This window comes from Actinomycetospora sp. ABD4_176 (assembly GCF_056311855.1).
In genome coordinates this window covers 1,682,810-1,705,195 of record NZ_CM149974.1, presented here as the reverse complement: position 1 = coordinate 1,705,195, position 22,386 = coordinate 1,682,810, and the positions used below count along the sequence as shown (strand labels likewise).

At 75.7% G+C, this 22,386-nt stretch carries 17 protein-coding genes and 1 pseudogene; 6 read left to right on the top strand and 12 right to left on the bottom strand.

Annotated features, from left to right (window positions below):
• The 4 genes from ACYX4T_RS08335 to ACYX4T_RS08320 form a co-directional block, all read right to left on the bottom strand.
• A complete protein-coding gene (locus ACYX4T_RS08335) occupies window positions 1-822 on the bottom strand; it encodes a class I SAM-dependent methyltransferase (RefSeq protein ID WP_476014080.1) in 822 nt (273 codons plus the stop codon).
• Window positions 819-1,829: a methylenetetrahydrofolate reductase C-terminal domain-containing protein gene (locus ACYX4T_RS08330; protein ID WP_476014079.1), complete on the bottom strand. Its 1,011-nt coding sequence runs from the start codon at window positions 1,827-1,829 to the stop codon at window positions 819-821. The genes ACYX4T_RS08335 and ACYX4T_RS08330 overlap by 4 nt, the downstream gene beginning before the upstream one ends.
• A gap of 38 nt (window positions 1,830-1,867) precedes the next feature.
• Window positions 1,868-4,645, bottom strand: coding sequence for a phosphoenolpyruvate carboxylase (gene ppc / locus ACYX4T_RS08325; RefSeq protein WP_476014078.1), 2,778 nt, complete (start codon window positions 4,643-4,645; stop codon window positions 1,868-1,870).
• Window positions 4,646-4,789: 144 nt separating this feature from the next.
• Entirely contained in the window at window positions 4,790-5,236 is a 447-nt protein-coding gene (locus ACYX4T_RS08320) for an ester cyclase (RefSeq protein WP_476014077.1), read from the bottom strand.
• Window positions 5,237-5,291: 55 nt separating this feature from the next.
• On the opposite strand from ACYX4T_RS08320, the gene ACYX4T_RS08315 reads away from it, so the two are divergent.
• A complete protein-coding gene (locus ACYX4T_RS08315; protein WP_476014076.1) occupies window positions 5,292-5,879 on the top strand; it encodes a dihydrofolate reductase family protein in 588 nt (195 codons plus the stop codon).
• A gap of 218 nt (window positions 5,880-6,097) precedes the next feature.
• Here the strand turns inward: ACYX4T_RS08315 and ACYX4T_RS08310 are convergent.
• From ACYX4T_RS08310 to ACYX4T_RS08295, 4 genes and pseudogenes are all read right to left on the bottom strand, one after another.
• Window positions 6,098-6,526, bottom strand: a pseudogene (locus ACYX4T_RS08310) (dihydrofolate reductase family protein); the annotation flags it as partial.
• Window positions 6,527-6,543: 17 nt separating this feature from the next.
• The gene (locus ACYX4T_RS08305) at window positions 6,544-7,152 is read right to left on the bottom strand and encodes a dihydrofolate reductase family protein (RefSeq protein WP_476014075.1); all 609 of its coding nucleotides are present in this window, start codon (window positions 7,150-7,152) and stop codon (window positions 6,544-6,546) included.
• Between the two features lie 32 nt (window positions 7,153-7,184).
• The gene (locus ACYX4T_RS08300; RefSeq protein WP_476014074.1) at window positions 7,185-7,760 is read right to left on the bottom strand and encodes a dihydrofolate reductase family protein; all 576 of its coding nucleotides are present in this window, start codon (window positions 7,758-7,760) and stop codon (window positions 7,185-7,187) included.
• Between the two features lie 140 nt (window positions 7,761-7,900).
• Entirely contained in the window at window positions 7,901-8,572 is a 672-nt protein-coding gene (locus ACYX4T_RS08295; RefSeq protein WP_476014073.1) for a TetR/AcrR family transcriptional regulator, read from the bottom strand.
• Window positions 8,573-8,637: 65 nt separating this feature from the next.
• Here ACYX4T_RS08295 and ACYX4T_RS08290 point away from each other — a divergent pair, with 65 nt between their 5' ends.
• The 5 genes from ACYX4T_RS08290 to ACYX4T_RS08270 all read left to right on the top strand — a co-directional run bounded on the left by ACYX4T_RS08290 (window position 8,638) and on the right by ACYX4T_RS08270 (window position 14,461).
• Window positions 8,638-9,357: a DUF2306 domain-containing protein gene (locus ACYX4T_RS08290; RefSeq protein WP_476014072.1), complete on the top strand. Its 720-nt coding sequence runs from the start codon at window positions 8,638-8,640 to the stop codon at window positions 9,355-9,357.
• A gap of 31 nt (window positions 9,358-9,388) precedes the next feature.
• Window positions 9,389-10,438 carry a glutathione S-transferase family protein gene (locus tag ACYX4T_RS08285; protein WP_476014071.1) on the top strand — a complete coding sequence of 350 codons (1,050 nt, stop codon included), beginning with the start codon at window positions 9,389-9,391 and terminating at the stop codon, window positions 10,436-10,438.
• 12 nt (window positions 10,439-10,450) lie between these two features.
• Window positions 10,451-12,136, top strand: a complete 1,686-nt coding sequence (locus ACYX4T_RS08280; protein ID WP_476014070.1) for an alpha/beta-hydrolase family protein — start codon at window positions 10,451-10,453, stop codon at window positions 12,134-12,136.
• A gap of 38 nt (window positions 12,137-12,174) precedes the next feature.
• Window positions 12,175-13,986 (top strand): thiamine pyrophosphate-requiring protein, encoded by a 1,812-nt coding sequence (locus ACYX4T_RS08275; protein ID WP_476014069.1) that lies wholly within the window; start codon window positions 12,175-12,177, stop codon window positions 13,984-13,986.
• Between the two features lie 76 nt (window positions 13,987-14,062).
• Window positions 14,063-14,461, top strand: coding sequence for an FKBP-type peptidyl-prolyl cis-trans isomerase (locus ACYX4T_RS08270; protein ID WP_476014068.1), 399 nt, complete (start codon window positions 14,063-14,065; stop codon window positions 14,459-14,461).
• Here the strand turns inward: ACYX4T_RS08270 and ACYX4T_RS08265 are convergent.
• The 4 genes from ACYX4T_RS08265 to ACYX4T_RS08250 form a co-directional block, all read right to left on the bottom strand.
• Window positions 14,454-16,565, bottom strand: a complete 2,112-nt coding sequence (locus ACYX4T_RS08265; RefSeq protein ID WP_476014067.1) for an alpha/beta fold hydrolase — start codon at window positions 16,563-16,565, stop codon at window positions 14,454-14,456. The genes ACYX4T_RS08270 and ACYX4T_RS08265 overlap by 8 nt on opposite strands.
• Window positions 16,566-16,567: 2 nt before the next feature.
• Window positions 16,568-17,725: a class I SAM-dependent methyltransferase gene (locus tag ACYX4T_RS08260; RefSeq protein ID WP_476014066.1), complete on the bottom strand. Its 1,158-nt coding sequence runs from the start codon at window positions 17,723-17,725 to the stop codon at window positions 16,568-16,570.
• A complete protein-coding gene (locus ACYX4T_RS08255) occupies window positions 17,722-20,811 on the bottom strand; it encodes an ATP-binding protein (RefSeq protein WP_476014065.1) in 3,090 nt (1,029 codons plus the stop codon). The genes ACYX4T_RS08260 and ACYX4T_RS08255 overlap by 4 nt, the downstream gene beginning before the upstream one ends.
• Before the next feature lie 79 nt (window positions 20,812-20,890).
• Window positions 20,891-22,228, bottom strand: a complete 1,338-nt coding sequence (locus ACYX4T_RS08250; RefSeq protein ID WP_476014064.1) for an ATP-dependent 6-phosphofructokinase — start codon at window positions 22,226-22,228, stop codon at window positions 20,891-20,893.
• Window positions 22,229-22,386 lie beyond the last annotated feature (158 nt).

Genomic DNA, 22,386 nt, shown 5'->3' with positions numbered 1-22,386 from the left:
TCAGACCGCGGTGGTGCGCAGCAGCGTCGTCACGACGTAGCGCTCGCGCAGCAGCCGGCCCATGACCTGCTCCTGCTCCTGGGCCTGGCGCCACGCCGGGTGGTCGCCGTGGTGGCGGCGCAGGTGCTCCTCGACGCGGTCGGCGCGCTCGGTCCACGACGGCGGTGCGCCGGGCAGCCGGGCGGCGTCGACCTCGTCGTCGACCCGGAAGCCCGCGCCGGCGAGCTGGTCGTCGAGCTCGGCGCGGGTGGGGAAGTCGTTGCCCTCCGGCTGCTCGGGCAGCGGCGCGCCGCCGTGCACCAGGACGAGCAGCCCGAGCCGGCCGCCGGTCACGAGGACGCGGCGCAGCTCGGCGAGCATGTCCGCCCGCGACGGGGTGACGCAGAGGACGCCGAGCGACCAGGCGGCGTCGACGGCGCCGGTGGGCAGCGGCAGGGCCTCGGAGACGGCGGCGGCCGTCGGGAACCCGAAGAGCCGCCGCGCCGAGGCGGCCGCGTGGACCATCGGCTCGGTGAGCACCGCCCGGCCGTCCCAGGAGTCGCGGCGGTCGTCGGCGAGCCAGGCGGCGGGCCCGCCGAGGCCGGCGCCGGCGTCGAGGAAGCGCTGGTCGCCGCGCAGGTCGAGGCCCTGGGCGAGCCAGGCGAGGTCGGCGGGGGAGCCGCTGCCCCGGCACGCGGCGGGGACGGCATGGTCGCGCCCGAGGGCGCGGACGGCGCCCTCGGTCCAGGCGGCGACCGTGTCGAACTCGGCCTCCATCGGGGTGTCGGGGTCGGTGTCGGGAGCCGTGTCGGGGGTGGATCCGGGCTGGGTCTCGGAGGTCACGCCGTGGAGTGCCCGATCCGCGCGGCGACCTCCGCCTTGACCTCCGCGCCCGCGCGCCAGCCCCCGGCCGACGCCAGGCCGGAGAGGTTGACCCCGACCACCCCGGGCACCGCCAGCAGCGCCTCGGCCTCCGCCACCGCGGCGTCGATCCCCGCCGCGCGCGGGTCGGGGGCCGCGAGCACGGCGGCGACGGCGTCGGTGTCGAGCGCGAGGCCGGGGAAGGCGGCGAGGACCGCGGCGGAGCGCTCGTCGGTGTAGACGGCGACCCCCGCGATCACCGGCAGGTCCGCGCCGGCGTCCCGCGCGGCGTCGAGGAAGGCGGCGAGCGCGGCGGGGGAGCCGACGTGGTTGGCGACGGCCATCGACGCCCCGGCGCGTTGCTTCTCCGCGAGCGCGGCGGGTCGCAGGTCGGCGGGCGGGGCGGCCGGGGCGACGGCGACGGCGGTGGGCACGCCGGCCGCGGCGGCGAGGTGGGCGAGGCGGGTGCTGTCGAGGTCGAAGACCTGCGTCACCTCGGGCCGCACGTCCTGCCCGCGCCCGTCGCCGGTGACGCAGAGGACCCCGCCGACCCCGAGCGCGGCGAGCCCGGCCAGCTCCTGCTCGAGCACGACACGGTTGCGGTCGCGGCAGGTCAGCGTGACCCACGGGCTCCCGCCGCCGGCCTGGATCTCCGCGGCCAGCATCGTCGGCGGGAAGTCGGGGCGGTGGTGGTGCTCGCCGACGAGCAGGGCGTCCGACACCGGGGCGAGCAGCCCGAGGACCTCGCGCAGCGCCGCGAGGTCGTAGGGCGGCACGCTGAGGTCGGTCAGCACGCGCGGCGGGGTGACCGTCGCCGGGCTGGTGGGCGGGCGGGTCGGCCAGCTCCGCAGCGTCGCGTCCGGCCCGCACCACGGGCACGGCAGCGCCGCGTCGAGCTCGCACGACCCGTCGCTGCGCACGCCCCCGCACGGCCCGAAGACCATCCGCTTGGGACATCCGGGCACGGAGTCGAGGGTCGGGGCGATCACCTCGGCTCGTTCCCGCGGGCGACCCGCGACCAAACCGTTCAGCCCGTGTTGCGCATCCCCGCCGAGATGCCGTTGACCGTGAGCAGCAGGGCCCGCTGCAGGTCGGGGTCCGGGTCGTCGACCTTGCGCCGCTCGGCGAGCGTGTGGACCTGCAGGTGGTGCAGCGGCTCGAGGTAGCCCTCGCGGATGTCGAGGGTGCGGCGCAGCAGCGGGTTGCCGCCGAGCAGCTCGTGGCCGGGGGAGAATTTGAGGACCTCGCGCTCGGTGCGCCGGTGCTCGTCCTTGATGATCTCGAAGACCTCCTGCAGCTCCGGGTCGACGAGCTCGGAGACGTAGAACCCGGCGATGCGCATGTCGGTCTTCGCGAGCGTCATCTCGACGTTCGACAGGAGGTTCGCGAAGAACGCCCAGTCGCGCATCTCGTCGAGCACGTCGGAGTAGCCGGCGTCGTGGGCGGCCCTCAGCCCGCTGCCCAGGCCGAACCACCCCGGCACGATCATGCGCGTCTGCGTCCACCCGAAGACCCACGGGATCGCGCGCAGGTCGTCCAGCGACGCCTTCCCGCCCGCCCCGGGGCGCTTGCCGGGCCGCGAGCCGACGTTGAGCATCGACAGCTCGTCGACCGGGGTGGCCTGGGTGAAGAAGTCGGGCAGGCCCTCGTGCGACACCAGCCGGTCGTAGGCGGCCTGCGCGGCGTCGGACACGACGTCCATCGCCTCGTCCCACCGCTTGAGCGTCGCCGCCTCGACCCGCGAGGTCTGGTGGAGCAGCGTCGCGTCGAGCACCGCCGAGAGCATGATCTCGAGGTTGTCCTTGGCGAGCGCCGGCAGCGAGTACTTGTCGGAGATGACCTCGCCCTGCTCGGTGACCTTCATGACCGCGTCGACGACGCCGTGCGGCTGCGCCGCGATCGCCTCGCCCGCCGGCCCGCCGCCGCGCCCGACCGAGCCGCCGCGGCCGTGGAACAGGCGCAGGCGCACCCCGTGCTTCGCGGCGACGTCGCGCAGCTGGCGCTGGGCCTGGTGGATCGACCACTGCGACGTGGTGAGCCCGGCGCCCTTGTTGGAGTCGGAGTAGCCCAGCATCATCTCCTGCACGTCGCCGCGGGCCGCCACGAGCGCCCGGTACGACGGGTCGGAGAGCATGCCGTCGAGCAGATCCCCGGAGATCTTCAGCTCGGTCGCGGTCTCGAACAGCGGCACCACGTCGAGCGACGACACCGCCCCGTCGGCGGTCAGCTCGACCAGCCCCGCCTCCCGGGCCAGTACGGCGACGGCGAGGATGTCGTCGACGTTCTGCGCCATCGAGATGACGTAGGTGTGCAGGGCCTCCTCGCCGTAGGTCTCCTGGACGGTGCGGATGGTGTCGAAGACCTCGAGGGTCTCGGTCACCGAGTCGTCGAGCTGCCGGTCGCGCCGCGGCGTCAGCGCGCGCCGCCCCGCGAGCTCGGCGGAGAGCACCTCGCGGCGGCCGTCGTGGTCGAGCTCGCCGTACGGGGTGTCCAGCTCGCCGAGGCGGTCGAAGAGGGCCGCCAGCGCCGTGTGGTGGAAGTTCGTGTGCTCGCGCACGTCGACGCTCGCGAGGTGCAGGCCGACCGCGTTGGCCGTGCGCATGACGTCGCGCAGCCCGCCGTCGGCGATGCGCTCGCCCTGGTGGGAGCGCAGCGAGGCGTCCATGACCTCGAGGTCGCGCAGGTACTCGTCGGCCCCGAGGTAGTCGCGGCCCGGCACGTGGGGGGTGCCGTCGGCGTAGCGGCGCGCGGTGTTCTGCAGGCGCGCGTGGACGTACGAGCACTTGAGCCGGTAGGGCTCCTCGGCGTTGAGCCGCACGAACCGGTCGTAGACCTCGGGCAGCGCCCGACGGTCGCGGGCGAGGCTGCGGCGCAGGTCCTCCGAGACCCCGACCAGCCGCGTCGACACCGACAGCTCCTGGACGAGGTCCTCGAGCAGGTCGGTCTGGATGCGCACCCCGCGCTCGCCGTAGATCCGCATCGTCTCGAGCGTGAGGTCGGCGGTCACGTTCGGATTGCCGTCGCGGTCGCCGCCGACCCAGCAGCCGAGGATCAGCGGCCGCGAGCCCTCGGGCAGGTGCAGGCCGACGCGGTCGAGCTCGTCGTCGAGCTCGGTGAGCACCTCGGGCACGGTGCGCCGCCCGAGCTGCTCGAGGTAGTAGGCCACCGACCGCGCCTCGTCGAGCACCGTGGGGCGCTCGGGGCGGATCTCGTCGGTCTGCCAGATGAGGTCGACCAGCCGGTGCAGCCGGGTCTCCTCGACGTGCTCGGGCAGGTCGTCGGCCAGCACGCTCGCCACGGCGCGCAGCTTGCCCAGCACCGACTGCCGCTGCGCCTCGGTCGGGTGGGCCGTGAACACGGGCTCGAGCTCGAGGCGCTCCAGGGCCGTGGTGAGCTCGTCGGGGTCCGCGTCGGTGACGAGCCGGTCGACCAGGGTGTGCAGCGGTCCGCGCCCGGCCGCGTGCTCGGCCGCGCGCTCCTGGCTGCGGTGCAGCTGCTCGGCGAGGTTCGCGAGGTGGAAGTAGGTCGCGAACGCCCGGCCGAGCACCGCCGCGGTGCCCGGGTCGAGGTCGGCGAGCAGGTCGCGGATCGCGGTGTCGCCGCGCTCCGGCACCTCGCGCACCAGGCGGCGCACCTTCTCGACCAGCTCGAGCATGTCGTCGCCGTGCTGGGCGGCCACCGTGCGCCCGAGCAGGGTGGACAGCCGGCGGATGTGGGCGCGCAGCGCGGAGTGCTCGGACTCCGACGCGACGCTGCCCTCGGTGGAGACGCGGTCGGCCCGCGCGGGGCCGTTGCTCTCGCTCATGGGGACGCCCTCCTGGTCGGCGGAGACGAAGCGGAGCGGAGCTCGACCGTCGAGACCGCTCCCGTGGGGTCCGCGACGGTGGGGACGCCGTGGGATTGTGCCCCCGATCGGCCCCGACGACACCCGCGTGTGTCGGAGCGCCTGTCAGGACAGGCCGAGTCCGGCGAGCAGCCCCTGGTGGTCCCAGAGGGTGCGGTGCTCGGCGACCCGCTGCCTGCGTACGGCCACGACGGTGATCGCCAGCACCTCGACGTGCCGGCCCGTGGGCGCGACGCCGGGCAGCAGCCAGGGCAGCTCGCGGTCGTGGGTGAACGCGACGCGCTCCTCGTCGACCACCCGCCAGCGGTCGCCGGTGCGCGAGACCCGGGTCGTGGCGAGGTCGGCGGGCCGGTGGGGGAGCACGTCGTCGGCGAGGTGGCGGCGCAGCGCCTCGGCCCCGCGCGCACCGGTGCCGGCGGGGAGCGTCGAGAGGGCGACGTCGTCGGTCACGAGGGCCAGGGCGGCGTCGAGGTCACCGGTCCGCACCGCGGCGGCGAAGGCGTCCCGGGTGCGCTCGACCGCGACCATCATGTCCTGGACGGCCTTGGTCACCGCCCGATGCTCGCACCCGGCACCGCCGGCGCGCGACGGCTCGTACGGTGCGCGCGTGGACCGCCGCCCCCACCACCGCCGCGTCGTCGCCCAGCAGTGGATCTCCGTTGACGGGTTCGCCGCCGGACCCACCGACGAGGGCGAGATCTTCGCCCACGTGCCCCCGGAGAGCGACCGCCGCAGCATGGCGCTCAACGAGGACCTCCTCGCCGAGGTCGAGACCGTGCTGCTCGGGCGGCGCACCTACGAGGCGTTCGTGGCCTTCTGGCCCACCGAGCACAGCCGTGACGTGCCGGTGGCGCCGCTGGTCAACGCCGTGCCGAAGCGCGTGGCCTCGACGACGCTGGCGGCCGCGCCGTGGGGCCCGTTCGCGCCCGCCGAGATCGTCACCGATGCCGTCGCGCACGTGCGGGACCTGCGCGCCGGAGCCGGCGGGACCGTGCTGGTCTGGGGCTCGCTGGCCCTCATGCGCACGCTGCTCGGCGCCGGGCTGGTCGACGAGCTCGACCTGTTCGTCGCCCCGGTCGCCCTGGGCGGCGGGACGCCCCTGATCACCCCGGGGCAACCGGTCGGGCTGCGCCAGATCGCGGGGGAGGTGTTCCCCGCGGGCGGGGCACACCTGCGGTTCGCCGTCACGGGTTGACCCCTCAGTGCTCGAGCGCGGCCAGCCGGTCCGCGAGGAGCCCCCGCTCGACGTCGTTGGCCGTGAGCAGCGCCGCCTCCTCGAGCGCCGTGCGGGACCCGGTAGCGCAGGTGCGTCACCCGGTGGGCGCGGGACGCGGTGGGCGTGCCCTCGAGACGGCGGACCAGCTCGAGCTCGACGTGCCGCGCCGGCAGGTGGGCGAACAACCGCCGGCCCCGCCCGAGCAGGACGGGCACGAGGTGCAGCTCGATCTCGTCGAGCTCCCCGGCACGCAGCAGGGCCTGCCCGGCGCCCGCCCCGTGGACGAGCACGTCGCCGTCGCCCGCCGCCCGGGCACGAGCGGCGGCCTCGCCGACGTCGGTGGCGTGGACGACGCTGCCCGGCGGCGGGTCGTCGGGCACGGCGTGGGTGGGGACGACGATCGGCACGCCGTCGTGGTGGTCGCCGCCCCAGCGGCCGGCGAGCTCGTAGGTGCGCCGCCCCGAGAGCACGGCGCGGGTGGCCATCGCCTCGGCGAACACCTCGCCGGAGGAGCCGGGGTCGTGCCGGTGGTCGAGCCAGTTGAACAGGCGGAAGCCGCCGGCGCCCAGGGGCTGGTCCGGCCGGTCGTCGGGCCCGGCGACGAACCCGTCCAGCGAGACGCTCATGTCCAGGCGGATCGCCATCACGCCCCACCCCCCAGCACGCGGTAGCGCAGGTGCACCATCCCGGGCCCGTCGAGCGTTCGCAGGAGCTCGAGCTCGACGTGCCCGGGCAGCGCGCCCGGCCCGTCACCGAACAGGCGCCGCCCCTGCCCGAGCAGCACCGGCACCACCTGCAGCGCCATCTCGTCGAGGACGCCGGCCGCCAGGCACGCCTGCGCGGCCGACGCCCCGTGGAGCAGGACGTCCCGGTCGCCGGCGGCCTCCGTCGCCTGCGCCGCCGCCGCGCGCACGTCGGTGACGTACCGGGCGTGGCCCGGCGACGGCGTGGCGGGCGCCGAGCGGGTCAGCACGATGATCGGCACCCCGTCGTGGTGGTCGCCGCCCCACCCGCCGGCGAGCTCGAAGGTGCGCCGGCCCGTGAGCACCGCACCGGTCGCCATCAGCTCGGCCACGACCGTCGCCCCGACCTCGTCGCGGGACCGCGCGGACGTCGGGTGGTCCTCCCCGTCGAACGCGAGGAAGTCGTGCAACCGCTCGCCCCCGACCCCGAGGCCCTCCTCCGGCCCGTCGTCCGGGCCCGCGACGAACCCGTCGAGGGACATCCACATGCACAGCACGATCTTGCTCATCGGTCTCTCCTCCTCGGATGCGTCGCCACCGGTCAGCGGCGGCGCAGCAGCGACACGACCGCGCCGGTCGGGATGGTCTGCAGGGACTCGAGCGCCCACGACGAGCGAGGCAGCCCGCCGGCGAGGAACGGCAGACCCTCGCCGAGGACGGCGGGGACGCGGGTGATCCGGAGCTCGTCGAGCAGGTCGGCCGCGAGCAGCGCCTGGATGACGCTCACGCTGGAGAACACGGCGGCGGCCTGCCCGTCGCCGGCGCGCAGCTCGGTCACCGTGGCCTCGAGGTCACGCACGACTCGGGCGTTCGTCCACGTCGCCTCGTCGAGCGTGCGGGACACGATGACCTTCTCGACGGCGTCGAACCAGCGGGAGAACGCGCGGCTGCGGGCGTCGGCGGCGGGGTCGTCGGCGACGGCGGGCCAGAAGCCGTGGAAGCCCTCATAGTTGACGCGGCCCAGCAGGACGGTGTCGACGCCACGCGAGTAGCCGGCGAAGCCCGACGCGCACTGCTCGTGCAGGGCGGTCTCGACGAGCCAGGACATGTCGCCGTCCGGGCCGGCGGCGAAGCCGTCGAGGGACAGGGTGATGTTGGCGCTGATGGTGCGGGGCATGTCGTGCTCCTCGGGGTGCTCCGAGCCCGGCGGGCCCGCTCACTCCCGCGTCGACCGGAGGCCGCGGCGGCGATCAGCCGACGACGACGAAGGACGATCGGGCAGGACACCGATGTCGTCCGTGCCGATCGTCCGAGGAATCAGTCCTGGAGCGCGTCCCGGTGTCGCTCGACGCCGTCGATGATGCGGGCGAGACCGTCGTCGAACATCTCCGCCGCCGTGTCGGGCGGCTCGTCGACCGTGGCCTCGAGCAGGCGCAGGAACAGGGGGAACTCGCCGGCGCGTCCGGACGCGTGGAGGTCGGACGCCGAGGGCGCCCGGTCGTCGAGGGGGACGGACGCCCCGCGCACGTAGCTGTTGACCAGGTGCACCACCGCGATGGCCTCGGTCAGCGGGAGCCCGGCGTTCACCCCGATGCGCAGGGCGCTCTCGCCCCACGCGCACTCGGCCGGACCCATCCGCCGCGGCCCACTCACCAGGGGCAACGTCCACGGGTGGTCGCGGAAGACCGCGCGGTTGCCCCGTGCCCAGGCGGTCAGCGCCTCCCGCCAGGGCCCCTCGGCGGGCGGCGGGTCGCCGATCGCCGCGTCGAGCATGAGGTCGACCAGGGCGTCCTTGTGCGGCACGTGCCGGTAGAGCGACATCGGCGCCGCGCCGAGCGTGCGCGCCAGCCGCGGCATCGACACCGCGTCGATCCCCTCGGCGTCCGCGAGCGCGACCGCGGCGTCGACGATCGCGGCGCGCGTCAACGGGCGGCGGGCGGTCGGGGGTGCCGGAGGCGCCCAGCGGGGGTCGGTGACGGCATCGGACACGGGGCTGATGGTCGCACGAGACGAAGAGTAGACAGGAATACGCGTTATGCGTAAGGCTTACGCACATGACCGCCACCCAGGAACCGGGACGCCCCGCACCCTCGGACCGTGACCGCCGACGTCGCCTCGGACCCGTCGACCTGCGCCGCGTTCGCATCGGGCTCGTCGTGACCGCGGTGGTCGTCGCGGTGTTCCTCGTCCTCGAGCTGCCGGCCTACCTGGGCCTCGACCCCGCGGAGTCCCGCGTCCCGATCCGCCCCGACTACGCGCTGCACTACCCCCTGCTCTGGGCGCACATCGTCTGCGGCTCGGTCGCGCTGGTGACGGCCTGCCTGCAGGTGTGGCCCTGGCTGCGACGCCGCCACCCGCGCGTGCACCGCCTCTCGGGCCGGGTCTACCTGCTCGGCGGCGTGCTGCCCGGCGGGGTCGCGGTGCTGGGTGTCGCGCCGGTGAGCACCACGGGGTTCGCGTCCTCGGTCGGGAACACCGTGCTCGCCGTGCTCTGGCTCGGGACCTCGATCGCGGGCTGGCGCGCCGCCCGGCAGCGCCGGTACGCCGACCACCGCGCCTGGATGATCCGCAGCGTCGCCCTCACGCTCTCGATCATCGTCAACCGGTTCTGGATCGCGTTCTACGCCGCCGTGCTCTGGCTGATCGATCCCGGCAACCCTGACCTGATCATGGAGGCGGGCCCGGCGTCGGTGTGGACGAGCTGGATCGTCAATGTGCTCATCGCGGAGTGGTGGCTGCTGCGACGCCGGGACCCCGTCGCGCACGGACGTTGACGTCGGGCCGTGCCGGGGCACCCGGGACTTCGTGAGCACCCCCACCGACGCCCCCGTGGGCAACAGCCCGTACGCCGACAGCAGCGGCTCGTTCCGACGCCAGGGTCCGCGGTTCGCCGACCGGATCGTCGCCGAGCCCACCGGCGAGGGTCAGTGGCCCGTCGAGCCCGGCCGCTACCGGCTCGTGGTCTCGCTCGCGTGCCCCTGGGCGCACCGCTCGCTCATCGTGCGGCGCCTCATGGGACTCGAGGACGCGATCTCGCTGGCGATCGTCGACCCGCTGCAGGACGACCGGTCGTGGCGCTTCACGCTCGACGAGGACGGCCGCGACCCCGTGCTGGGCTACCGGTACCTCGAGGAGGCCTACCTGGCCCGCGACGCGGAGCACGGCACCGAGAACGGCGTCAGCGTCCCGGCGCTGGTCGAGGAGTCGACGGGCCTGCTCGTCACCAACGACTACCCGCAGATCACGATCGACCTCGGGATCGAGTGGGCCAAGTACCAGCGTCCCGGCGCGCCGACGCTCTACCCCGAGGGGCTGCGCGAGGAGATCGACGCGATCAACGAGGGCGTCTTCCACGACGTCAACAACGGGGTCTATAAGGCGGGGTTCGCGACGAAGCAGGCGCGCTACGAGGAGGCCTACACCGCGCTCTTCGCCCGTCTCGACGAGCTCGACGAGCGGCTGGAGGACCGGCGCTACCTGGTCGGCGACCACATCACCGAGGCCGACATCCGGCTGTTCACCACGCTGGTGCGCTTCGACGCCGTCTACCACGGCCACTTCAAGTGCAACCGGCAGAAGCTCGCGGAGTTCGCGAACCTCTGGCCCTACGCCCGCGACCTCTACCAGACCCCGGGGTTCGGGGACACGGTCGACTTCGACCACATCAAGCGGCACTACCACCAGGTGCACACCAGCATCAACCCGACGCAGATCGTCCCGCTCGGCCCCGAGCCGTCGGTGTGGCTGGAGCCCCACCACCGCGAGGAGCTCGGCGGCTCACCGTTCGGCGCCGACGGCACCCCGCCCGAGCCCCTCGACGGCCCGCTGCGCCCGTTGCCGCCGCTCGACATGTGAGCCCGTCCCGCCGTGACGTCGAGCGCAGAGCCCCTCGCGCGCCGGCGTCGACGCGGGCGGTGGACCGGCAGCCTCGATCCGCCGGCGCTGGGGCTCGCCACCGTCGGCGCCGTGCTCGCGGTGACGCCCTCGCTCATCCCGCGCGACGGGCTGGTGCAGGGCGTGGTCTGCGGCGGCGCCGCGGGGTTCGGCTGGGCGTGCGGGGCGCTGCTCGGAGGGGTGCTGCGACGGCCCGCCGTCCGCCGACGGCTCCGGGCGACGGGCATCCGACGACCGCCGCACGTCGCCGCGGCGGTCGCCGTCGCGGCTCCGCTCGCCCTGGCGGCGGCGCTCCTGGTGGGCGCGCGCGGGCAGCAGGAGGCAGCCGTCCTCGTGGGCGCGCGGCCGCCGTCGGCGCCCGCGTTCCTGCTGGCGCTGCCCGTCGCCGTCGCCGTGACGGCCGCGCTCGTCGCGACCGCCCGCCTCGTGCGCCGGACGACCCGCCGGTTGGCCCGGGTGATGCGTCGCCGGGTCCACCTCTCCCGCGTGGTCGCGGTGGTGGGAGCGGTCCTGCTGGTCCTGCTGGCGACGGCCGTCGTGACGGGGACCGCCGCGCGCGAGTCCGTCGAGGTCGCCGAGCACCTGTTCCGGGCGCGCAACGACCAGCCCGGCACGGCGGCCGGCCCGCCGGCGCGCGCGACCCGTTCGGGGTCGCCGGACTCCCTCGCCCCGTGGCCGACCCTGGGTCGGGAGGGCCGGCGCTTCGTCACCGGCGGCCGGCCGCCCGAGCAGCTGGCGCTCGCGTCGGGACGCGTCCCCCGGGACCCGATCCGCGTCTACGTGGGTCTGGAGAGCGCGCCCGACGTGCGGGAGCGCGCCGCCCTCGCCGTGGCCGAGCTCGAACGCACCGGCGCGTTCGACCGGGACGTGCTCGCCCTGGTCACCCCGACCGGCACCGGTGCGGTCGACCCGCCGATCGCCGACGGGCTCGAGCTCGTCCACGGCGGCGACACCGCGATCGCCGCCCTGCAGTACTCCTCCCTGCCGAGCGGCCTGTCGTTCTTCCTCGACCGCGGCCGGGCGGAGGCGTCGAGCCGGCTGCTCCTCGACGCGGTGCGGGACCGGTGGGTGCAGCGCCCGCCGGACCGCCGACCCCGGCTGCTCGTCTTCGGCCAGAGCCTCGGGGCGGAGGCGTCCCAGGCGGCGTTCGGCTCGATCGACGAGGCGCGGGCCCGCACCGACGGCGTCCTCTGGGTCGGGCCACCGCACGAGAGCCGGCTCTGGAGGGGTCTGGTGGACCGTCGTGATCCCGCCTCGCCCACGGTCGACCCGGTGGTGGACGGCGGCCGCGCCGTGCGCTTCGCCGGCCGGCCCGACGGCCTGTCGTCGGCACCGTCCACCCCCTGGGTCCCGCCCCGGGTGCTCTACCTGCAGCACCCCTCGGACCCCGTCGTGTGGTGGTCGCCCGCGTTGCTCTGGGCGCGCCCGGACTGGCTCGCCGAGCCGGCCGGGTACGACGTCCCCGCCGCGATGCGCTGGTTCCCGGTGCTCACCTTCTGGCAGGTGAGCACCGATCTCCCGCGCGCGCAGTCGGTGCCCCCGGGCCACGGGCACGCCTACGGGGCGCTCCTGGTGGACGGCTGGGCGGCGGTGGCCCCGCCGCCGGGCTGGACCGACGCCGACACCGACCGCGCGCGACGCGTGTTCGGTGGCGGGTGACCCACATGGTCGGCGGGCTCGGTGGGGAGCCCTGCAGGGTGAGTGCTCCCAAGAACGTCGCCGCGCACGTGCTCGACCGCCTCGCCGACTGGGGCGTCCACCGCTTCTACGGCTACCCCGGGGACGGGATCGGCGGGATCTTCACGGCGCTGCCCGAGCGGAACGACGCGGAGTTCGTGCAGGTCCGCCACGAGGAGACCGCCGCCTTCGCCGCCTGCGCCGACGTCAAGTACGGCGGGTCGCCCATCGGCTGCTGCGTGGTCACCAGCGGGCCCGGGGCCGTCCACGCCCTCAACGGCCTCTACGACGCGAAGCTCGACCACCAGCCCGTCGTCGCGCTCGTCGGGCACACCGCGCAGACCGCCCAGGGCGGCGGCTACTACCAGGAGATCGACCTGGGCGCGCTGCTCTCGGACGTCGCGGGCTACCTCGCCGAGGTGAAGGACCCGAGCCAGGTCCGCCATGTCGTCGACCGCGCCTGCCGCAGCGCGCTCGCCGACCGCACGGTCGCCGTCGTCGTCCTGCGCTCCGACGTGCTGGAGCAGGACGCCGTCGTCGAGCCGCCGGACGCCCACGGCTACTACCACACCTCCGCGGTGCCCTCATCGAGCATCGCGGCGCCGCCGGAGGCCGCCCTGGACGCCGCGGCGGAGGTGCTGAACGCGGGGGAGAAGGTCGCGATCCTCGCCGGCGCCGGCGCGCTGGGGGCGGCGGCCGAGCTCACGGAGGTCGCCAACGCCCTCGGCGCGGGGATGGCGACGGCGCTGCTCGGCAAGGGCGTCGTCGACGAGCGCTCGCCGTGGGTCACCGGGGCGATCGGGCTGCTCGGGACGACCGCGTCGTGGCACCTCATGCGCGAGTGCGACACGCTGCTCATCGTCGGCTCGACCATGCCCTACACCGAGTACTACCCGGCGCCCGGGCAGGCGCGGGCGGTGCAGATCGACGTCGACGGCGCGCGCTGCGGCATCCGCTACGAGACCGAGGTCAACCTGACCGGCGACGCCGCCGCGACGCTCACCGCGCTGCGCGGCCGCCTGCGCGAGCGCGCCGACTCGCCGTGGCGCGCCCAGGTGGAGCGCTGGACCCGCGCCTGGGAGGACTACTCGGTCCAGCGCGCCCACGCCCACACCAGCGCGCTCAACCCCGAGCTGGTGGTCCGCGAGCTGTCCGACCGCCTGCCCGACGACGCCCTTCTCGCCGTCGACTGCGGCACGGCGACGTCCTGGTACGCCCGCGACGTCACACTGCACGGCGCCCAGTACGGGTCGTTGTCGGGGACGCTGCTGTCGATGGGCGGCGGCATGCCGTACGCGATCGCGGCCAAGAACGCGCACCCCGACCGGCCGGTGGTCGCGCTGATCGGCGACGGCGCGATGCAGATGAACGGGGTCAACGAGCTGATCACCGTGGCGCGCTACCGCCACCGGTGGGCCGATCCCCGGTTCGTCGTGCTCGTCCTGTCCAACGACGACCTGTCCTACGTGTCGTGGGAGACGCGCGGGATGCTCGGCGAGGCCCCCGACCCGCAGTCCCAGGAGATCCCCGACGTGCCCTACGCGCAGTGGGCGATGCTGCTCGGGCTCGACGGGATGGAGCTGCGCGAGCGCGAGCACATCGGCCCGGTGTGGGACCGCGCGCTCGCGGCCGACCGGCCGTTCGTCGTCGACGCGAAGGTCGACAAGGACATCCCGCTCGTGCCGCCGCACGTGACGATCCAGCAGGCGCTCAACACCGCCCGCTCCCAGCTCTCCGGCGACAGCGACGTGCTCGACATCATCGCCAACGGCGTCAAGGAGACGGTCGGGGCCAAGGCGCGCTCGGTGCTCGGCCTGTCGCCCCGTGAGTAGTCGTCCACGGCGGCGAGGGGGCGGCCGCGACGGCCCCCACCGACGTCGCGCCCGGGCGTCCGTAGGGTCTCGGGACATGGCGGTCACCGTGGACAACACCGACGACCTGACCCGCGCGCCCGGCGCGTCGGTCACCCCCGACACCCTGCCGAACGACCTCGACATCACCGACCTCGTGGTCGGCGGCGGCGCCGAGGCCGGGCCGCGCGACACCGTGCAGGTCCAGTACCAGGGCATCCGCGTCTCCGACGGCGGCGAGTTCGACTCGTCGTGGACCCGCGGCGGCGCCCCCGTCGAGTTCCCGCTCTCGGGCGTCATCGACGGCTTCAAGCTCGGCATCTCCGGCATGCGCGAGGGCGGCCGGCGCATCCTCGTCGTCCCGCCGCACCAGGGCTACGGCGACCGCGGCGTGCCGCCGGTGATCCCGGGGGGCGCGCACCTCGTCTTCGTCGTGGACCTCGTCAAGGTCAACTAGCCCGGGGTCGACGAGGCAGCAGCTCCCCGAGCAGGTCCGCCGCCCGCCGCGCGCCGCCCGTGTCCACCGGCACCGGGCGGACCGGCCGGGCGAGCAGCGAGGCGACGGTCGCGGCGACCGTCTCGGGAGTGGCGTCGGCGTAGTCGAGACGGACCCCGGCGCCGAGCCGCGCGAGCCGGTGCGGCACGTGGATCTGCTGCTCGAAGTGGTGCTCGAGCGGGACGTAGACGAACGGCCGGCCGGCGATCGCGAGCTCCATCGTCGTCGTGAGCCCGCCCTGGACGACGGCGACGTCGCCGGCCGTGAGCTCGCGCTCGAGGTCGGGCACGTGCCCGCGCACCTCGACACCCGGCGGCACCCGCAGCGACGCCGGGTCGATCCGCGGCCCGGCGACCGCGACCAGGCGCAGGCCGGGGACCTGCTCGCGCAGCAGCGGGTGGGCCGCCGCGACGCGCTCGAGCAGCGCCCGCCCGACGCCCGACCCGCCGACGGCGACGACGCAGACGGTCTCGTCGGGCGCCCAGCCGAGCGCGGCGCGCAGCTCCTCGCGGTCGCCGACCGGGCGGGTGGTGGACACCCAGCCGCTGAACGCGAAGTGCGCGCAGGTCCACTCGCGCACGCTGGGCAGGCCGGGCCCGAGCGGGTCGGTGACGAGGTCGCCGGGCTCGCCCACGAACACCGACCGGTCGCGCAGCCGCGGGTAGCGGGCCACGTGCTCGACCATCTCGGCGTTCTGGTCGGCGGTCAGCGCCGCCTCGACCGGCCCGCCGTCGGGCATCGGCAGCCAGCCCACGACGTCGGTGAGCCACGCGAACGGCGCGCGCTTGAGCTCCGGGTTCTCGTGGAGGAAGTGGTCGATCTCCCAGCTCTCGTCGGCGACGACGAGGTCGTGGTGACCCTGCTCGACGACGTCGGCGAAGACGTGGAAGTTGGCCACGAGGATCTCGTCCATCGCCCGGATCGCCCGGAACACGTGCAGGTCGTGCTCGCCCGCCTCGTCCTCGACGTGCGCGCTCTCCGACGCCAGCAGCGCGCTCGCGGGGTGCCGGCGCAGGCCGTGCCGGTCGAGCAGGGCCGTCACCGGGTGCTGGGCCAGCCACTCGATCTCCACCTCGGGACGGGCGGCGGCCAGCTCCCGGGCGATCGCGACGTCGCGCCGCGCGTGCCCCAGCCCGATCGGCGAGCTGACGAGCAGCACCCGCGGCCGCCGGGACCGTGCCGGCGTCCAGGTCGTCGTCCGGGGCGCCGGGGGCGCGAGCGCGCGGGCGAAGTCGCGCACGGCGAGGTTGACCCGCACCGGGTCGCGCAGCGGGGGTGCGTGCCCGGCGCCGGGCAGGGTGAGCAGCGTGCCCCGGGTCCACCGCGCCAGCGCCGCCCCGGACGCCCACGGCACCACGGCATCGGCCTCGCCGTGGACGACCAGCACGGGGCACCGCACCGCGCGCCCCACCGCCTCGGCGTCGGTGGCGGTGGGCGCGGCGAGGGCGGGCGCGGTCGCGGCGAGGGTCGGGCCGTCGGTGTCCATCGCCCAGGACACGAAGTCCTCGAGGGGCTTCGTGGCGTGCGGGTCGGGCAGGACCTGCGCGGCGAAGAACTCGGCGAAGTCCCGGTAGTCGGTGGCCCAGTACCGGCGGTTGAACTTCTCCCAGCCCTCGGGCCGCTCGTGGTGGGTCTCGAAGTCGAGCGTCAGGTCGGGCAGGGGCAGCGCCGGGGCGATGGCGACGACGCCCAGGACCCGCTCGGGGTGCCACGCCGCGAGCTGCAGGGCGTGCCGGCCGCCGAGGGAGAGCCCCACGACGACCGCGCGCTCCACCCCGACGGCGTCGAGGACGTCGAGGGCGTCCTGGACCGCCTCGACGTCGGTGTACGCCGCCGGGTCGAGCGGCCGGTCCGCGTCCCCGTTGCCCCGGCCCTCGACGGTGATCACCCGGAACTCGCGGGCGAGGAACGGCACCTGGTGCTTCCACTGGCGCATGTGCACGATCGCCCAGGACGTCAGCAGGACGATCGTCGGTGCGCCGGTGGGCCCCTCGAACACCTCGTAGCCGATGCGGACGCCGTCGCGCGCGACCGCGCGGACGGTGTCCGGCTCCCTCGCCCGCACTGTCAGGGCCGGATCTCGTAGACGTCGTTGATCGGCGTGCCGGTGACGCGCCGGAACCGGGTGAACCCGGCGTCGGTCGCGACCTGGCGCAGCGCGGCCGGCCCGGCCTGCGCGCCGAGGCTGTAGCCGCCCTCCTGCGAGCGTGCCGCGGGCGTGCAGCACAGCGTCGAGGCGCCGTAGTAGAGGCGGCCGACGGGGGTGAGGTTGTCGGCCACGGCGTCGCCGGCCGTCGCGGGCTCGACGAGCAGCCAGGTGCCGTCGGCGTCGAGGGCGTCGCGGATGTGCCGGGCGGCGCCGACCGGGTCGCCCATGTCGTGGAGGCAGTCGAAGGTCGTGACGAGGTCGTAGCCGGCGCCGGAGAAGTGCTGGGCGCTCGCCACCTCGAAGCCGGTGCGCTCGGCGACGCCGGCGTCGGCCGCGCGCTTGCGGGCCATCTCGATCGAGGCGTCGTGGTAGTCCGAGCCCACGACCGTCGTCGCCGGGAAGGCCTCGGCCATGAGCACGGTCGTGGCGCCGTGACCGCAGCCGACGTCGGCGACACGGGCGCCGCGCGCCAGCTTGTCGACGACGCCGTCGAGCGCGGGGAGCCACTCGTCGACCAGGTGCGCGATGTAGCCGGTGCGGAAGAACGCCTCGCAGCCCACGAAGACGTCCTCGTGGTGCTCGTGCCACCCCACGCCCGCGCCGGTGCGGAAGGCGTCGGCGATGCGGGGCTCGCTGCGGATGACGCCCGTGGCCAGCACGAAGGCGCCGGGCACGTAGAGCGGACCGTCGGGGTCCGTCAGGGCGAACGCCTGCTCCTCGGACAGCGAGTACGTCCCGTCGTCGTGCTGCACGTAGCCGCCCGCGGCCTGGCCGGCGAGCCACTCGGCCACGTAGCGCGGGGTGGTGTCGGTGCGCGCGGCGAGCTCCTCGGGCGTCGCCGGGCCCTCGGCGAGGGCCCGGTAGAGGCCCAGCCGGTGCCCGAGCACGACGTTGCCGGCGGCGAACGTCGCCCCGACGTCCGCGACCGCCTGCCCGACGAGCGCCATCACCTTGTCCATGTCCACGGCCATCGCGCGGCCCTCCGATGTGTCGACGTCCGGGGCCCCTCCCCGGAGCCCGGACACCGTCGCGCCGGGCATTGCGCCGGCATTGCGCCCGACGTTGCGCGTGCTCATTCCTGGTCCAGGACGCGCGCGAGGTGGGGCCACCCGTGCGCGCGCACCGCGGCGCGCAGCGGGGCGAGGGTCGCGGCGGCGCGGGCGGGGCGGTCGCGGGCGACCCACGCGCGGGCGACCGCGACGTAGGCGTCGGCGCCGAGCACCCACGCCGTGCCCGGGGGCGCGGTGACGCCGCCGAGCAGGCGGTCGGCATCGAGGAGCGCGATGTCGGCGGGCGGGCGGTCGGCGCCGTCGCCGAGCTCGGCGAGCACCGCGAGGCAGCGCAGCCGGCAGGCCGCCGCCCCGTCCCGCCCGGCGAGCTCCAGGCCCCGGGAGGCGACGGCGTACGCCTCGGCGTCGTCCCCCCGCGCCCGCAGCGTCGTCGCGAGCAGGGCGCAGGCGGTCGAGGTCCACCACCGGTGCCCGCCGGGGCCGCTGCGCACCACGGCGCGCCGCCCGACCTCGAGCGCCTCGTCGAGGTCCCCCTCCAGGCGCGCCACCCAGCCCAGGTGCGCGAGGAACCACGCGTCGTGCCCGCCGTAGCCCGAGTGCCTCGCCACCGCGAACGACTCCGCGACCCGCGCCCGCGCCTCGGCGAAGCAGCCCGCCGCGATCGCCGGGAACGCACCCTCGAACACGACCCACTGCAGGACCCCGGCGTCGAGGCGCCGCGCGAGCGGCTCGAGCTCGTCGAGCACCTCGGCGAGCTCGTCGACCATGCCCGCGTAGGCGTAGGCGGTCTTGAGCCCGTCGAGGCCGTCGAGCAGGGCCCGCTCGCCGCCCGCGTCGCGCCCCGCCGCCAGGGCCCGGCGACCCTGCTCGAGGGCCTCGCCGAACCGCAGGTCGTTGGTGGCGAGGATGGCGAGCCGGCCGCGCAGGTCGGCCTCGGCGCCGCGGTCCCCGAGGGTGACGGCGCGGCGCAGGCCGGTGCGCAGGTGTGTCACGCACTCGGCGGTCGGCACCCCGAGCGCGACCGGGACGTCGCCCCCGAGCTGGCGCAGGACCGCCATCTCCAGGCGCCGGTCGCCGGCCTCGCGCGCGGCGTCGGCGGCGGCGCGCAGGTCGCCCCACGCCTCCTCGTGGCGCTCGAGGCCCTCGCGGGCGCGGGCCCGGGCGAGCAGCGCGCGCCCGGTGATCTCGAGGTCGGCGACCTGCCGCGCCGCGGCCAGCGCCCGCACGTGCAGCGACTCGGCGTCGCCCATGGCGCCCCGGCGGGCGGCGGTCTCGCCGGCCAGGAGCAGGGCACGCGCCGCGCGGGGCCAGTCGCCGGCGGCCGCGGCGTGCGCGCCGGCCGCTTCGGGTGTGGCGGCCAGCAGGTCGGCCGCCCGGCGGTGGTGGATGCGGCGCACCGGCGCCGGCGTGGTCGCGTGGAGCACCTCGTGGAGGAGGTCGTTGGCGAACTCGTAGGCGGTCGGGGTCGCGACGAGCAGGCGGGCGGCCGCGGCCCGTTCGCAGCGCCGGGCGATCTCGGGGACGCCGAGCTCCAGCAGGCCCGCGGCGAGCTCCGGGTCGACGGTCGCGCCGAGGACCGCGCCCGCGCGCAGCACCTCCTCGACCTCGGGCCCCAGGCGCCGGACCCGCGCGAGCACCGCGGCCTGCAGCGTCTCGGGCACCCCGCCCTCCCCGGCGACGAGGCCGCGCAGGGTCTCGACGACGAACAGCGGGTGCCCGCGGGTGCGGCGGTGGATCGCCGGCCCGAGGTCGGCGCGCCCCACCCGGTCGGCGAGCGCCGCGACCGCGGTGGCGTCGAGGGGCCCGAGGTCGAGGCGGTCGGCGACGTCGTCGAGGTGCGCGAGCGCGGCCGCGCCCTCCTCTGCGCGCACGGTCGCCAGCACGAGGACCCGCGCGCCGCCGGCCCGCAGCGCGAGGAAGTGGAGCAGCTCGACGGTGGCGAGGCCGGCGTCGTGCAGGTCGTCGAGCACGAGCAGCAGGGGCGCGGTGGCCGTCGCCGTGGCGAGCAGGCCCGCGAGCGCCACGAAGACCCGGCGCGGGTCCGGAGGCCCGTCGGGTCCCGGCGTGACGGGGCCGGGGAAGAGGGCAGCGAGGTCCGGGGGGAGGGGCAGGCCGGCGACCAGGGGCGCGAGCGCGTCGGCCAGCGGCTGGAGGAACAGCGAGTGCTCGGTCCGGTGGCAGCGCGCCGCCGCGACCCGCCCGCCGGTGGCCGTGACGAGCCTCGTCAGCTCGTCGGCCAGGCGTGTCTTGCCGATCCCCGCCTCGCCGGCGAGCAGCACGAGCCCCGGCCGGCCCCGGGTCGCGGCGTCCCACCGCTGCGTGAGCCGGGCGATCTCCGCGGCGCGCCCGACGCAGCCCGACGCGGTGCACGCGGCCCCCGCCGCGACCGGCGGGACGGCGGTGGCGGGCCGGTCCTGGAGCAGCGCCAGGTACTCGGCCTGCGTCGACGCCGCGGGGTCGGTGCCGAGCTCCTCGGCGAGCTCGGTGCGCAGCCGGTGGTAGTGCTCGACGGCTCGCGACGGTTCCCCAGCGTCCCCGTGCGCGCGCATCAGCAGGCGGTGGGCCGCCTCGTCGAACCGGTCGGCGGCGACGGCCTCGCCGGCCGCGCGTCGGGCGCGCTCGGTGTCACCGAGGGCGAGCGCGACGTGGGCGTCGGCGTGCCGGGCGCGCCGCACCAGCTCGCGCCACTCGTCGCGGGCCGTCGCGACCCACGGCTCGTCGGCCTCCTCCGGCAGCGGCTCGCCGGCGCCCAGCAGCTCCCGCGCGAGGGTGGCGGCGCCCGCGGCGAGTCCGGGGAGCCCGGTTGCGAGCCGCCGGTCGGCCTCGTCGAGCAGGCGGCGCGCCTCGTCGAGGTCGACGACGACGGCCGGCGGGGTGCCGAGGCGGTAGCCGCCCCGGTCGCCGAGCAGGACGTCGGGGGCGAGGCGGCTGCGCAGGCGGCTGACCAGGGTCGCCACCCCGGCGGTCGGCCGGCGGGGCCCGGTGTCGTCCCACAGCTGCTCGGCGAGCTGGTCACCGGTGAGGACGGCGGGACGTCGGGCCGCGAGCAGCGCGAGCAGCCGCCGCTCCTTCGGGCTCCCGATGCGCAGTGACTCGGGCGGGGAGCCCCGCTCCACGCGCAACGGACCGGCGAGCCGGACCGTGACGCTCATCACCACAGTGTGCGACGACTGCCCGGGCGACAGCAATTCGGACACCACCCACACGGACCAGTGCGGCGACGCCCCGTGATCAGCGCGCCGGGTCCCCGAACGTCGCGGGCTGCCCGGTGGCCTCGAGGACCGACATCCACAGGTCGCCGTCGGGGTCGACCTGGTTGCGGTGCGAGGTGATCAGCTCCATCGGTACGTGCACGAACCGGCGCCGCCAGCGCACGACCACGGTCTCGGTGCGCCCGGCCATCCCGGCGTGCACCGCCGCGTGGGCCAGGCGCACGCAGTAGACGCTGTCGTAGGCGTTGGCGGCGACGCTGCGGATCGCGTAGCTCGGGTCGAGGTAGCGCACCGTCGGCGGCAGGTCGACCGCGGTGAGGTGGTCGGTGATCTTCTGCTTGAGGAACAGCCCGATGTCGCCGAGCTTGGTGTTGCCCGACGCGTCGGTGGTGCGGCCCTCCTGCTCGAGCAGGTCCTGGCCCGCGCCCTCGGCGACCACGACGACGACCTGGCCGTGGCGGCGCACGTGGTCCTCGACGCGGCGCAGCACGCCGTCGGGGCCGTCGAGGACGAACGGCACCTCCGGGATCAGCACGAAGTCGGCGTCGTTGTTGGACAGCGCGGCGTAACAGGCGATGAAGCCGGAGTGCCGGCCCATGAGCTTGACGATGCCGACGCCGTTCTCGGCCGCCTGCGACTCGATGAACACCGAGGCGATGAACTCGGTGGCCTGCGCGAAGGCCGTCTGGAAGCCGAAGCTCTGGTCGGTGAAGGGCAGGTCGTTGTCGATCGTCTTGGGGACACCGACGACGGCGATGTCGAGGCCGCGGGCGTCGATCTCGCGCGTCAGCTTCATGGCGCCGCGCATGCTGCCGTCGCCGCCGATGACGAACAGGACGTGGATGCCCAGCTCCACGAGGGTGTCGACCATCTCCTCGGGGTCCTGGTCGCCCCGCGAGCTGCCGAGGATCGTGCCGCCGTCGTTGTTGATGTCCCGCACGGCGTGCAGGTCGAGCTCGACCACCCGCTCGCGGTGCCGGCGGGTCAGCCCGGCGTAGCCGTTGCGGAAGCCGTAGATGTGCGCGACGTGGTAGTGCTCGGTGAGCTCCTGGACGATGCCGCGGATGACGTCGTTGAGGCCCGGGCACAGGCCGCCGCAGGTCACGATGCCGACGCTGGTGGCGGCCGGGTCGAAGTAGATCCTGCGGCGGGGGCCGGCCGTCTCCAGGCTCGGCAGCCGGTCGATCGGCACCCCGCGGGAGAGCAGGATCGAGACGGTGTCGTCGACGAGCACCCGGTCGTCCTCGTGCACGTAGTGCGGCGACGTGCGCTTGGTCGCCAGCATCTCCGCGAACGGCGAGTCGTACCGGCACTCACCCAGGCTGTGCACGCGCAGGTCGTCGAGCTCGAGCGTCACGGCGGACCTCCCGGATCGGGCGGGATCGACCGGCACGCCTCGTTGCGCCGGGCGGACGCCGCCGCCCGGGTACCACCGGTTTCTGCATCGGTCACGATAACGGAGCGCGAGGCTCCCCGACGTCGAGCGGCCGAGTGGTCGCCCCCCTGTCGCCCCAC